This is a genomic window from Methylotuvimicrobium sp. KM2, from assembly GCF_038051925.1.
In the GTDB taxonomy this organism is placed as follows: domain Bacteria; phylum Pseudomonadota; class Gammaproteobacteria; order Methylococcales; family Methylomonadaceae; genus Methylotuvimicrobium.
The window spans coordinates 3,559,303-3,573,561 of record NZ_CP150634.1 but is presented as its reverse complement, the minus strand read 5'-3'; the positions used below and the strand labels follow the sequence as shown (position 1 = coordinate 3,573,561).

The following is a 14,259-nucleotide window of genomic DNA, read 5'->3' as shown; positions in this document are numbered from 1 at the left end:
GATTGATTCAAATTTTTAGATGTCGGTTGAGAATCTTATTTCAGTCATTCGAAATGCAGTTTTTTGGCATTATCTCGATCCATTTACCATACATCAATGTTGGTTATACCGCTTAGATCACCAAGGATCGAAGCGCTATTCTTGACAGTCAAGTAGGAACAGCTGTACTTTGCCCGGTCTATTTAATAACTTGATGCGCTATGACTGACATGCCGAGCTCGAATGCAAAAGTACTGTTCCGTGTGCCGAACGAAGATGGCACCGCCGAAGTAGAAACGCTCTGGGCAACCAGCTTAGGCGGAGACAAGTATAAACTCGATAACTCTCCGTTCTATGCTTACGGAGTATCGTGGGAAGTTGTGGTTCTGGCGCCGTTCAGTGAAGAAGAGCAATTTCCGGTATTCCTAAGTATTGTGGCTAAATTGGGAAATCGTACAGTTCGGGTGATTTTCGATCCTCCGGTTGAGGACGGAAATGAATCAAATGAAATATTGAAGGGCCTTGTCTCTCTCGGTTGCGACTACGAGGGCGCCAATCGCAATACATCTCTGTAAATATCCCGGCCAATGTCTCGCTTGATGTGGTCCGAGAGTACCTTATTGAGAGAGAGACAACATGGGAACATGCGGATCCAACATATGACAGTCTATTCCCAGAAAGCGCATAACCCGTCGCTCCAGTCGACGTCAGGCCGCGACGCGGCCTTCCTCGGCTGAGCTTGGCGATAACTCAAAACAATCGATTGAAACAATGCTTAAGCAGGTTTTTGATAAAGAGCAACTATCTAAAGCCCTTTCATCTTCAGATGTTTGGCAATGGGATTTATTGTCTGGTTATGGCGATGTCGAAACAGCGGTAGATTACACAGTTCAGTACTGGAAGTCACATAACCTCACCTTATCACCATTAGAGACAAGGACAGTAAAGAGCAAACCAGTCTTTATCCCGGCAATTATGGAAGATGCTTTTGCAATCAAGCTACTCGATCGGTTTATTCGAAGAATTTATAAAGTCAGGCAGTCAGATCGTAATCGAATAGTCAGACAGCTAATAACGCTATTAAAGGACTCTGGGAATTATCATGTCCTTCGGTTGGATATCAAAGATTGTTATGAAACCATACAGTTTGAACATCTCATCAATAAGTTTGAAGATGAGCTGATCCTCGCCCCTGAATGTATCAAATTGCTTAATGGCATTCTTAGTGATCTTCGGATAAATCATGGTATGCACGGTTTGCCTAGAGGGTTGTCAATAAGCTCTACACTTGCAGAGCTTTATTTAGAAACGTTAGATAAAAAGATAGCATCACATCCTAACGTGATATATAGCGCAAGGTATGTTGATGATATTATTGTTCTAACACCAGTAGGGAAGGAAAGTGGAGTACAAACTGATGTTGAAGCTTTCATGAATGAAATGGGTCTAACTCTCAATAATAATACTAATAAGTACTATAGTGGCTCTTCAAACTCAGCGGAATTTGATTACTTAGGTTATGCGATCAAGGTGGAGCCAAAAAAGGATAAGCCAAACAAAGTAACTTTGACAATCTCTCGATCAAAGCTAAATAAACTTAAATCTCGGATAGTAATAGGATTTTGTGATCATAAAAAACAAAACAATATCTCCCTTTTAAAAAGAAGGCTTGAATACCTTTGTATGCTGAAAAGTGTACGAAAAGGTAAGAACGGAGATTTGTTAGCAGGCCTTTCTCACAATTATCAGTATGTGACAGATGGCTTTGAGTGTTTAAAACCTCTTGATGGTTTTCTTTGTCAACAATTGGTCAACCCTCGGTTTGGGCTCAATCAACAAGAACAAGATAAAATTAAGAAAATATCAATATATGGAAATGCAAGAAAAGGAAATGTAGGGAAATTTAGTAAGAAGCAAACAGCTCAAATAATGCGGGTTTGGCAAAATGCCTGACATTATTAAAGTGGATACTAATGACAAGTTAAGAACGTTGCTAACTGATGTTCTTCCCTATGAGCTACCGCTATGGTTCTCTAATTTCACAATGTATCAAAGGTTTAGTACGTCAGCGCATGTTAATGCGTATAAGACTGTTTCGGGTCTAGATTTTGAAAGTGAAACTGGCGTTTATATTCCGTTAGATTACCTTGTATGTCGAGGTGGTAACAAGACTCCACGCACAATATCAATCATGCACCCGGTAGCTCAACTGAAAGTTTGTGATTTTTATGATAAATACGATGATCTAATTGAATATTACTGTACAAAATCAAAATACTCTTTAAGACATCCTTATAGAAAATCAACCAAGTTTTATGGTAAAGCCCAGGAAGGATCAAAGCTTGCTGATGGTGTTGAAAGTGTAGACGAAGAACGAATTGTTTCAAGTTCCTACTTTAAATACAGAAAGTATCCTTTTTTATATCGTTTTTTCGAGTCTTATGATTATCACAAACTGGAAAAGCAGTTTCATAGCATGCTTCAGGTTGATGTTTCCAAGTGCTTTCCCAGTATTTATACGCATTCAATTGGTTGGGCTGTAAAAAGTAAGCGCTTAGCTAAAGCTAGGCCAAGGGCTCATGGTAATTTTGACGGGGAATTCGATAACTTAATGCAACTCACAAATTATCGTGAGACTAACGGTATTATTATAGGGCCTGAAGTAAGTAGGATTTTTGCAGAAATTATTTTACAGAAAATCGATTTAAACCTAGTCGATAAAATGATCCAGAATGAGTATCAAATTTCGAAAGACTATGACTTTAGGCGCTATGTTGATGATTATTTTGTTTTCTTTCGCTCTGAAGAAGTGAAAACAGCGTTCATAAAAGTACTAGAATCAAGTCTTTTGGAATATAAGATGTATTTGAATGAGGCAAAAACAACAATTGCCTCTAGGCCTTTTGCAACTGACATATCTTTGGCTAAACACGCATTAAACCATGCTGTAGGTGAATACTACAGTTCACGTTATAAAGAAAAAGACACAGATTCAGAATCCATTGTTCAATTAGGAAAACCAAGCTCTAAAGCCAATAAGACAATAGCTGAAATCAAAATGGCTTTGGCAAATCACAAGGTTGAGTACAATTCAATTTCCAACTATCTGTTCAGTGCAATTACAAAGCGAACGCTTTCGTACTTGTCAAAAATAGCAGAAGTTGATGAAAAAGAAGAATTTCATTTGAATTGGCTGTTGGTTGATTTGGATGTGCTGTTTTTTGTTCATGCAATGGATATTCGGATAAGACCAACAGATAGATTGGCGAGATTAATTCACGATCTGCTTGAAAGAACTTCGGATTGGCCGGAAAGCCATAAAGAAATAATTCACAAGAAAATTTTCGACCATGTTAAACAAGCAATAAATATATTTATTAATCATGCGAATGATATGATTGGGCTTGAGACATTAAACCTCTTGATTATCTTAACAATGCTACCATCAAAATATCAGATGCCGGAGAATAAACTGAAAGACTATTTGGGTAGCTTGGAGAAGCATTCAGAAACCAATGATTTCTATTTTCGTTGGATTACATTCATGCTATATATAGAGAGTAAACCAGGGTATCAGAAACTACGAGATGAGCTGATTAAAGCAGCTGATAGTTACTTGCTGAATAGCGATGATATGTTTATAGATTCTGAATACTTTATGTTCTATTTTGATTATCTGGCTTGCCCACACATTGATGAGGCAGTGAGAATAAAGATGATAGAAGAAGTTAAAAAAATCACCTTAGATAGCAAACAAAAGCCAGTACAATTCAATGTAAATTCACAAAGCCAAATAGTGCTTAATAGAGACTTTATTGTTAGCTGGAGTGATCCAGAATATTTGAAAAATAGCTTAGAGAAAAAAGAGTATATTTTCTCTTACAACTAGTTTATGTCGCCTGCCTCCGTAGGTTCCTGCGCTCACTTCGGTGATTGTAAGGGCTTTGGGAAACCTTAGCCACACACACGATGGGAGGTAGGCGGCGCCCTAAATATAAATCTAAATTGGACAGCCGCGTAAGCCCGGTAGTTCGCGATTGGCGTGGTTCGTAAACTCACCTTACCTTATGTCCGCTTTTGGCTAGACATTTACCATTTGCATTTTTGTTTCGCCCGGCGGCTTTTGGCCGGGTCGAGCCAAAGAGGACGCAAAGTTACTTGCCGAAAAGCTGCCATTCACTGAACTTAGGGATGGAAAATTTTGCCAGCATCCTCAGCGGCCGGTTTTGGCCGTTCGATGAGGCCGCCAATGTCTTTATGGAACGCTTATGGAGCGTTAAGTATGAAAACATCTATATCAAAGCCTGAATTACGCGGCACCACATGAAGTCTCGGCTAGTAGACATGCCGCGTGACAGGCCTATGGACAAAGCGTGAATGTCCTTCGGGCCGTGTTGATAAACTGATTCACCCTTTGCCCGCAGCCCGCCATGAACCGAAAGGTCTGCGGCGCAATAATGACAAGTGATATTTTTTTAAAAAGCAGGTTTCACCTTAAATTAGACCATTTTCTGTATTGACGTTAGAGCTCACTTTAGATATGACTATTGCAGGTCTTGCGGTTGATATTTTCAGGCATCTACACATAACGCACCTCGCAGTCGAACCGAAAATTGTATCTACCACAAAGTCTTATAAAATAGAGAATACATTTATCTTGAGCGACACGACGACTCCAAAACCTGCATCGCTTTTAATCAGAGGTTTGTTGCCCCAGCGTTATTCGGCGATTGGTCGTTGGTATGCGGGAGTGGGGCGGGGCAAGTTCATTCGGAACCGTGCCCAAAAATAGGTTTGATACGGAGTCGCAGGCCATCGGCGCCGCATCGCTATGTCGCTCTGGGTGGGTTACTGCAAGACTACGGCAAGAAAGTTCTATGAGATGAATAAGCCCATGTTGCATTTTAACTGGCTAAAAAAAGACCGGAAAAAATCCGAAGCAGCCACGCCGGCTCCGCCCAAGATTCCCGGTATTCTGACCGTTCGGAAAGTAGACGATCTGTTGGCTCGCCACAAGGGACTGATTGTACAAATCAATGAATTGGCCGGATTGTCGGAACGCAATTTCAACCGCTATTATCTCCATGCGCTGCGCAATTTCGCGCGATTCGTACAACTGTTGCCGGCCTCGGAAGTGCATCATCATGCCGGCCCTGGAGGTATGCTGACGCATACCCTGGAAGTCTGTGTCAATGCGTTGAAGATTCGACGTTCGTATCTTTTATCGGAAACCGGCGGTGCCGAAGAAATCGCGGCCAAACAAGACTTATGGACCTACGCCGTTTTCCTGGCCGCGCTCTGTCATGACGTGGCCAAGGTCGCCGTCGATCAAACCGTGACCGTTTACGATCTGGATCATCAACCAAAGTCGTGGTCGCCTTGGGAGTCGTTTTTAGACGAGCAGAGCGCGTGGTACAGCACGGAATTCCAGCATGGCCGGCAATACCGCTTACACGAAAAAGCGTCATTATTATTAATCCATCGGATTATTCCTGCCTACGCATTAAATTGGATCTCAAGTGATCGATACATATTTTCTCAATGGTTAGCGTGCGTATCGGGCGACATCGACAATGCGCCATCCATCGGGGAAATTATCGGGATCGCCGATGGCAAATCGGTGGCCACCAATTTAGGTGCAGACTCCGGACGAATGCCGGTGGTCAAGACTAAACCGTTGCATGAAAAAATGCTGACCGCTTTACGCTATTTATTGAACGCAGGAGAGTTGCCGTTAAACAGAAACGGAGCCGCCGGCTGGATCAGCGGTGATGACTGTTGGTTGGTGAGTAAACGGACAGTGGATGCAATCAGAGATCAATTAACCCAGGAAGGCCATACCGGCGTACCCACGAAAAACGGCCGACTGTTCGATATTCTTCAGGAGCATGGTGTTTTGGTCCCGTATGGTGATAAAGCCATCTGGCCCTGCATTGTCGAGGGGGAAGGGTGGAGCAACGAATTGACGATGATCCGCATTGCAATCGCGAAACTCTGGCCAAACTCCGACAGTCGACCGAAGGCATTCGAGGGACGCATCATCCCGGCCGAAATGGAGGTGTCAACGAAGTTAGGCGCTTCGGCGGGCAACGAAAAAAGTCGGCCAAGTCCTGTAATAACGCCAATGAAGACCGGTTCGGATCAAACTGCTCCTGAAGAATCGCAGCACAATCAGGAAAACGAGCCGAGTTTGACCATGGAGCCGGAAGACGAATCACCGGCTTCAAATCGACAACAACTTAGGCAAGATTTTGACTTGCAGAATTTCTTACCCTCGGACGATAGGGCTCTCGATGAAAGTCAACCGGCAAATCCCGATCCGGATGCCATCACAACAGAACAGAAAAGCCATACCAATGCACAATCGGAATCGGCTGTACCGGTCAATGATGAAACGGACGATCCTGCCGATGCGTTTTTTGCATGGCTACGCAACGGCATACAAAACGGCGAAATAAAAACCAATCGGCCCAAAGCTCGCGTGCACATAGTCGACGATGGCGTGGCACTAATGACGCCCGGCATTTTCCAGGATTATGCATCGGCACAAACCGACGGCCGCATAGACTGGGCGTCCATCCAGAAAAAAGTTTTGAAGAAAAATTGGCATGTTCGCGATGTTCATGGCTTGAATGTGATCAAATACCAAGTCGAAGGCGGCAAAAAATCGGCCACGATCAATGTGATACTTTTTAATGACGAATCGCTGGTATTCGGAGGAAAAGAGCCGCCAACGGCTAATCCGCATTTGACTAAGATTCATTCTTGACGGCATTACTTTTAGTCGCTTGTGCTAAATTAATTCTTTTTAAAAATTAGTCCTTTCCGCATCCTTTAGCCAATCCTGAAAACCAGTAAACTCGGTCACTAAAAAGCATCTTACAATGCGACAACTAATTAAGTAATGCGCCGTTATATGCTTTTTCTCGTTCGCTGAAAATCTTGGAGTGTGCCACAGGCACACAAACTGACGCTATACGGAAATAGCGATCAGATGTGTATAAGCTCATTGGAAGATGATGGTAGGTCCATCAAAGTCTGTTGTCGGAAACCGGCTTTAAACCACCTCAAGCTGCTTGTATTAAGAGTGCAGGTAGTGAGCGTTGAGGAAAAGCTAATTCATAATTAGCAGGTAGGGTACAGAGAGACGAGTTAAACCGAACCTATGTTGACGCGTCGTTATTCAGAGACTCGACATCAAAACCTGGGGCGTCCAAGACTTCAGGGATGAGTCTGCAAGCGGATCCGAAGTCTGTGCAGATGGTGTCCGGCGTATAGTGGGCGTGACTCTGTACCGGGCTTTCAATGGGAACTGTGGGAACCAGTCATCATGATGTTAAGGGAGAAATGCAAATCACTAAATTGATAAGTATGAGAGTACCGATGCGTGATACTGGGGCGGAGTTGCTCGTAGTAGTGTTGAAGCGTTTGTAATGAACGAGGAGCGAAGGGGCAACATCAGGCAGCCTTTATTGCTATCACAACTGTTGAAAGGCAGGAGGATGATATGAGCGAGGCAAAGCCATTTGTCATTTCGAAATGGCAAGTGATGCGTGCATTTGAATTGGTGAAAGCCAATGCGGGTGCTGCAGGTGTTGATAGGCAATCGTTGGCAGATTTTGAAAGAAATCTGAAAGACAATCTTTACAAGTTATGGAATCGGCTGTCGTCCGGCAGTTACTTCCCGCCGCCTGTCAAAGCGGTAGCCATACCGAAGAAAACAGGTGGCGAACGGATTTTGGGTATACCCACCGTGAGTGATCGTATTGCTCAGATGGTCGTCAAACTGGAATTTGAACCCCAGGTTGAGCCGCACTTTTTGCCTGACTCGTATGGCTACAGGCCGAATAAGTCAGCACTCGATGCGGTGGGTGTCACGCGAGAACGTTGTTGGCGCTATGACTGGGTACTTGAGTTTGATATTAAGGGATTATTCGACAATATACCGCATGATCTATTGCTTAAAGCGGTCTATAAGCATACCGATACGGCTTGGGTGAGATTGTATATCGAGCGCTGGTTGACGGTGCCGATGCAGATGCCCAATGGGGAATTGAGTAGCCGGGGAAAAGGCACGCCACAAGGTGGAGTTGTCAGTCCGGTGCTCAGTAATCTGTTTCTGCACTATGTCTTCGACAAATGGTTGCAAAAGCACTACTCGGATACACCCTGGTGTCGTTATGCCGATGATGGTCTGGTGCACTGCCGGAGTGAGGCAGAAGCCAAACACATGCTGGAAGCACTGAAACAACGCTTTCAGTCCTGTGGGCTTGAACTTCATCCGGTGAAAACCAAGATTGTTTACTGTAAAGATGGAAGTCGCAAAGGGCGCTATAAGCATACCTCCTTTGATTTTCTGGGGTATACGTTCAGACGGCGACTGTGTAGGAATCGCAAAAGAAACAGTGTGTTTGTAAACTTTACGCCGGCGGTGAGTAAAGCGGCGCTGAAGTCAATGCGAGGAAAGGTCAGAAAGTTACGAGTCAGAACGCGTACCGAGTTGAGCTTAGGGCAAATAGCACAATGGTTGAATCCCATCATTAGGGGATGGATAGGCTATTATGGTTGTTATACCCGATCTGCGTTATATGGTATGTGTCGTCACGTCAACATGACTCTGGTGAGGTGGGTAAGACGAAAGTTCAAGCCGCTACGCCAGCATAAAATAAAGGCAATGCTGTTTCTGGAGAAGATTGCAGATCAACATCCAAACTTGTTTGCCCATTGGCGGGCGGGAATGATAGGTGCGTTTGCCTGATGGGAGCGGTATGAATCGAGAGGTTCACGTACCGTTCTGCGAGAGTCTGTGGGGGAAGTGCCTGCGGTCTACTCAACAACGGAGCGTTAGCGAAGTGAAGATTTTTAGTCCCCGATAGCCGTAGCGCCGGGTGTTTTGCCGGAGTCTGCGCGAATAGCGCAGGCGGAGGCAAAATACAAGGCATCGCGACACGGCGTAAAGCCATTTGTGGGAGTGCTACGGAGCCGCATCGAGTATACGATGATGTGGCGTAGTGGCACGGACGCAGGGCGAATCGGGGCCGCCGAAGGCAATAATCGCCAAGTCATTTTTCGCTGCTGAAATCGGACGGACCCCATTTCAGCTTTCGCGAAAAATCTTGGCGCGCTTGCTCGGCCTCCCGAAATAAGTTAGCAGAGGAGTAACATCATCAACTAGATCGGTGAAAATGCCTAACCAGGATAGCATTCAAGGTAAGATTACAGGATTGACAGTACTTCATTTTCGCGGATACTTAAGCATAATTTATTTTATTAAATTGATAAAATTATTAATGAAAAATAGATTACTTTTTTCGTGGATTGGAAACACGGATATTCGTGTGGCAGCGAATCCGAAGCGTTCAGGACCGTTAGAAAGTATTTTGGAGGCTTCGCGATATGATGTCCTATACCTGATATATGATAAACCTGAAACTGAGGTTGCTTCGTTTCTCCGCCATATTGAGGAGCGCTTCGATGTAACCATCACAAAAAATCCGGTTTCATTATCCGATCCAACGCATTTTGGAGATATCTATCGCGCCTTTGATTCGATGCTGGATAAAGCCCAAAGCACTTATCCAAAAGCCGAATATACAATCCAAATAACGTCGGGCACTCCGGCTATGACGGCTGTTTCGATACTATTGGGTAAAGCCAAGTACTCGACGAAGTTCGTGCAGTCCTCCATCGAACAAGGAGTATCTGAGCCGGACTTGCCATTTGATATCGTTGCCGACTTTTTACCTGCGTTAGCAAAAAGGACTGATGCGAAGTTTTCAAACTTGTTTTCAGGACAAGCGCCTGATACGGCGGCATTTGCCGACATATTGACGCAATCTGGCATAATGGGAACCTTGAAACAGAAAGCGGCGACTATTGCTCAACGAGACGTTCCGGTATTGATTTATGGCGAAACCGGAACGGGAAAAGAGTTATTTGCCAAGGCAATTCATAATGCGAGTCGCCGGTCTGACATGCCATTATTGACATTAAATTGTGGTGCAATTCCAAAAGATCTAATAGATACGACGCTATTTGGCCATACTAAGGGTGCGTTTACTGGAGCGAATGTATCAAAGAAAGGATATTTTGAGCAGGCTGATGGCGGCACCTTATTCTTGGACGAGTTTGGCGAATTGCCGTTGGAATCACAGGTAAGGCTTTTACGGGTGCTTCAACAAGGAACGTTGACTCCGGTAGGTTCTACAACTGAGAAACTGGTCGATGTGCGCATTATTGATGCCACTAACCGTAACCTGATTGACGATATTGCCGAGGGCAAATTTCGAGAAGATTTATTCTATCGAGTGGCAGTAGGTATGATTACCCTTCCATCGCTTCGTGAGCGACAAGGTGATTTGCCTTTGCTTGCAAAAAAGTTATTGGAAAAAGTTAACCATGATGCCGCTAATGTTCCTGGGTATATTCATAAAAAATTTTCTGCTAACGCACTAAAATTTATAACGCACTACGGTTGGCCTGGTAATGTAAGAGAGCTTCAAGCGACCATACTCCGTGCATCTTTATGGCAACAGGGTGAACTTCTGTCAGCGGACGATATTCGCGAGGCATTGCTTGAAAGCCGCCCGAGTCAAGACAGAATATTAGGTAGGGATATATCTCAAGGTATTGATATAAATGAAATTATAAAAGAAGTTAGCACGCATTATATCGAACGCGTACTCAATGAAAACCATGGCAATAAAAGTAAAGCGGCGGCGATGCTAGGTCTGAAAAATTATCAGACATTGAATAATTGGATCGAAAAATACGATGTGAAATAAACATTGGCACGGCTTTCGCTATAAAGCCGGTATGGACAGAATAATCTTTATGAAATCTATCAATTTTGAATTTCTCAGACCACAGCATGAGGTGCTGGCCAATTTAGGCGGCTTAGCCGAGGCTGTGCTTCATATCGATCCAGGTAGTGCCTTAACGCGTTTACGAAGCTTTGCGGAAGAACTCACCAAAACGATCTACAAGGAAGAACAATTACCGCGATTGCCGCAATCCAGCTTTTATGAACTCATCAAAAATTCGGTGTTTGAAGATTGCGTCAGCAAATCGCTCATTCACCAAATCAATTTTCTGCGTATTCAAGGCAACGACACCGCCCATGGCGCCAAAGGCGAAATTCGCAACGCGCAAATGGCTTTGAGTGCGGCGCATCAGCTTGCCATGTATATGGGGATCAAATACTACGGCAAAGCAAAAGACGATATTCAGGCATTTCAGGCTGTGCAAGATCCCACAGCCACCCTGAGCCGGCTGAAAAAGTCGGTCTCCAGCTACGAAAAGGAACTGCAAAAACAGCAAGACGAGCTGCAGCGCGTCATGGAGTCGTTTGAGCGTGAACGTACCAAAAATAGTGAGCGATTGGAGGCGCCGGCCAAACCGGACCAACAAAAACGACAACAACAAAGCCAGCAAGTCGCCGATAGCCTGCAATGGAAGGAAGATAAAACCCGAGCCTTGCTGATCGACGCCATGTTATTGCAAGCCGGTTGGGACATTAAAAATCCACAGCAGGTCGGGCAAGAATTTGAAGTGCTTTATCCCGACAACCCATCAGGCAAGGGCTATGTGGATTATGTGCTTTGGGGCGATAACGGCCAGCCGTTGGCGTTGATCGAAGCGAAAAGATCCGGCCAAACCAATTTGCAAGCGGGGCGAGAACAAGCCCGTCTATACGCGGATGCCTTCGAATACATGGGTTACCAGCGTCCGGTCATTTTCTACGGCAACGGTTACGAGACATTTATCTGGGATGACCACCAGTACAACACCTACCGTCCGGTTTACGGCTTCTACAGCAAAGACAGTCTGGACTATCTGATTTACCAGCGTCATTATCGCGCCGCCGAACTGGAAAAATTTAATCCCGACCTCCGCATTGCCGATCGTCCCTATCAGATCGAAGCGGTTAAAACGGTTGCCGCGCATTTCCAGAAGCAACGCCGCAAAGCATTGATCATTCAGGCAACAGGCACCGGCAAAACCCGAGTGGCCATCGCCTTGGACGAACTCCTATTGCGCACCGGTTGGGCCAAGCGCGTATTGTTCCTGTGCGACCGGAAAGAACTGAGGATACAGGCCGACGAGGCCTTTAAGCAAAACTTGCCCAGCGAACCCCGTTGCATCATCGGTGAAACCAACCGCATCGATCAAACGGCTCGCGTTTTTATTGCGACCTATCCGGGCATGATGAACCGATTTACTCAGCTCGATGTCGGCTTTTTCGATCTCATCATTGCCGATGAAAGCCATCGCAGCATCTATAACAAATACCGGGATCTGTTCGACTACTTCGACGCGTTGCAAGTGGGACTCACCGCAACGCCGGTTAAATTCATCAGCCGTAACACCTTCGAACTCTTCGATTGCGAAACCACCGATCCCACCTTCGAGTTTGGCCTCGATGCCGCGATCAATAACGAACCGCCTTATCTAGTACCGTTCCGGGCTAAAGATCTCACCACGGATTTTTTACGCGACGGGATTCATTACAACGACCTAACCGCAGCGCAACAACGCCAACTCGAAGAAGACCTAGGCGAGGAAGAAGCCAGAAACACTACCATTGCCGGCAAAGACATCGGCCGTAAAATTTTCAGTGAAGATACCGACCGTATCATTCTGGAAAATCTCATCAACAACGGCATTAAAGACGAAACCGGGTCTTTGGTCGGTAAGACCATTATTTTTGCCCAGCGCCAAGATCATGCCGAGCATCTGGAAAAGCTATTTTGCAAACTGTACCCGCAATACGGCAGCAAAGTATGCAAAGTGATTCATAACGCGATTCCGCATGTGGATAGCCTGATCAAAGAATTCAAAAAGCCCGACAATGATTTCCGCATCGCCATATCGGTCGACATGCTCGACACCGGTATCGATGTGCCGGAGGTGGTCAACCTGGTCTTTGCGAAGTCGATCAAGTCCTGGGTGAAATTCTGGCAAATGATTGGCCGGGGTACCCGTTTGCGCCCCAATCTATTCGGACCGGGCAAACACAAAACCGAGTTTTTAATCTTCGATCATTACGGCAATTTCGATTTCTTCGAACAAGAATATCAAGAGCCGGAAGACACGGGCGGCAAGTCGCTGTTGCAAACTACCTTCGAAGCGCGTTTGGCACTCGCCCAGGCGGCGCTCAAGCAAAATCATGCATCCGCTTTTGATACGGCCATTGAATTGTTGCGCGCGGACTTCAACGACCTGCCCGACACCAGCATTGCAGTCAAACGAGAACTGCGCGTGGTGCATCAACTCCAGCAAACCGATTCGTTAAAAACGCTGGACGCAAAAACCCAACATCTATTGGCGAATACGATTGCGCCGTTGATGGCCGCCAGAGTATTACGCGACAAGCACGCCACCGCATTGGACAAGCTCATTGTAAATATTGAACGTTGCCTGGTTGAGCAAGCCAGTTGCTTCGATGACGGACGCAATCAATTGTTAGCCGAACTCGACAAACTCGCAGTCAACATTCAAGCCGTTCGTCAAAAAGACGCGGTCATCGCCGAGGTACGCAGCGCCGAATTCTGGCAGCAACCCAGCATCGAAAAACTGGAAACCGCCCGTAAAGAATTGCGCGGCATTATGAAATACCGGCAATCACATATTGATCCGCCTTATACTACGAATACGACTAAAACCAATGATACCGGGGTAATGGAGACAGATCGCGATGTTAAAATAGCGGGCGCCAACGAAGCAATGATCTACCGTCGCCGATTGAAAAGCATTTTGGATAACATGATCGCTGCAAATCCAACCCTGCAAAAAATACGCAAGGGTGAAGCGATCGCCGAATCGGAACTGAAGTCACTGACATCGACTATACTCACCTGCCATCCGGGTGTCAGTCTGGAGATCCTTAACGAATTTTATGGGCGCACCGCAGACCAATTGCAGCTGACGGTGCGCGAACTGATCGGCCTCGATCCAGAAGCGATAGAAGACCACTTCAAAGGCTTTCTGCACGATCATCCCAGTCTCACCGCGCAGCAAGTGCGATTCTTAAACTTGCTGAAAAACTACATTGCCCAGCACGGCTCCATCGTGGTGGAAAAGCTCTACGAACCGCCCTTCGACAGCGTCTCGCACGAGGGCATCGATGGGGTATTCAAGCCGGATGATGTCAATGATCTGATTGCCGTACTGAAACCTTTCTTAAAGCAGGAGGCGCAAACATGATGGGCAAGCAATCGATCCCGGAAAACCTTTATACTCGTTGTATATAGCTCGTAGCTCATTCCCAAGCTCTGCTAG

Annotated in this window: 7 protein-coding genes; all 7 read left to right on the top strand. The window is 45.5% G+C overall.

What is annotated here, in order from left to right:
- The first annotated feature begins 200 nt into the window (after positions 1-200).
- The 7 genes from WJM45_RS14960 to WJM45_RS14930 all read left to right on the top strand — a co-directional run bounded on the left by WJM45_RS14960 (position 201) and on the right by WJM45_RS14930 (position 14,184).
- Positions 201-554 (top strand): DUF4265 domain-containing protein, encoded by a 354-nt coding sequence (locus tag WJM45_RS14960; RefSeq protein WP_341325878.1) that lies wholly within the window; start codon positions 201-203, stop codon positions 552-554.
- Positions 555-750: 196 nt separating this feature from the next.
- Complete coding sequence (drt3a, locus tag WJM45_RS14955) at positions 751-1,932, top strand: antiviral reverse transcriptase Drt3a (protein WP_341325877.1); 1,182 nt, start codon at positions 751-753, stop codon at positions 1,930-1,932.
- Positions 1,925-3,868, top strand: a complete 1,944-nt coding sequence (drt3b, locus tag WJM45_RS14950; protein ID WP_341325876.1) for an antiviral reverse transcriptase Drt3b — start codon at positions 1,925-1,927, stop codon at positions 3,866-3,868. The genes drt3a and drt3b overlap by 8 nt, the downstream gene beginning before the upstream one ends.
- A 1,005-nt stretch (positions 3,869-4,873) precedes the next feature.
- Positions 4,874-6,748, top strand: a complete 1,875-nt coding sequence (gene mobH, locus WJM45_RS14945) for a MobH family relaxase (RefSeq protein ID WP_341325875.1) — start codon at positions 4,874-4,876, stop codon at positions 6,746-6,748.
- Between the two features lie 738 nt (positions 6,749-7,486).
- Positions 7,487-8,737, top strand: coding sequence for a group II intron reverse transcriptase/maturase (gene ltrA / locus WJM45_RS14940; RefSeq protein ID WP_341325874.1), 1,251 nt, complete (start codon positions 7,487-7,489; stop codon positions 8,735-8,737).
- A 427-nt stretch (positions 8,738-9,164) separates the two neighbouring features.
- Positions 9,165-10,763: a sigma 54-interacting transcriptional regulator gene (locus WJM45_RS14935; RefSeq protein ID WP_341328953.1), complete on the top strand. Its 1,599-nt coding sequence runs from the start codon at positions 9,165-9,167 to the stop codon at positions 10,761-10,763.
- 49 nt (positions 10,764-10,812) lie between these two features.
- On the top strand, positions 10,813-14,184 hold the full coding sequence (locus WJM45_RS14930) for a DEAD/DEAH box helicase family protein (protein WP_341325873.1): 3,372 nt from the start codon (positions 10,813-10,815) through the stop codon (positions 14,182-14,184).
- The last annotated feature ends 75 nt before the right edge of the window (positions 14,185-14,259 follow it).

Coding starts and splice junctions, on each gene's coding strand:
- WJM45_RS14930 (WP_341325873.1), top strand. CDS start 10,813: ATGAAATCTATCAATTTTGAATTTCTCAGACCACAGCATGAGGTGCTG.
- drt3a (WP_341325877.1), top strand. CDS start 751: ATGCTTAAGCAGGTTTTTGATAAAGAGCAACTATCTAAAGCCCTTTCA.
- ltrA (WP_341325874.1), top strand. CDS start 7,487: ATGAGCGAGGCAAAGCCATTTGTCATTTCGAAATGGCAAGTGATGCGT.
- drt3b (WP_341325876.1), top strand. CDS start 1,925: ATGCCTGACATTATTAAAGTGGATACTAATGACAAGTTAAGAACGTTG.
- mobH (WP_341325875.1), top strand. CDS start 4,874: ATGTTGCATTTTAACTGGCTAAAAAAAGACCGGAAAAAATCCGAAGCA.
- WJM45_RS14935 (WP_341328953.1), top strand. CDS start 9,165: ATGCCTAACCAGGATAGCATTCAAGGTAAGATTACAGGATTGACAGTA.
- WJM45_RS14960 (WP_341325878.1), top strand. CDS start 201: ATGACTGACATGCCGAGCTCGAATGCAAAAGTACTGTTCCGTGTGCCG.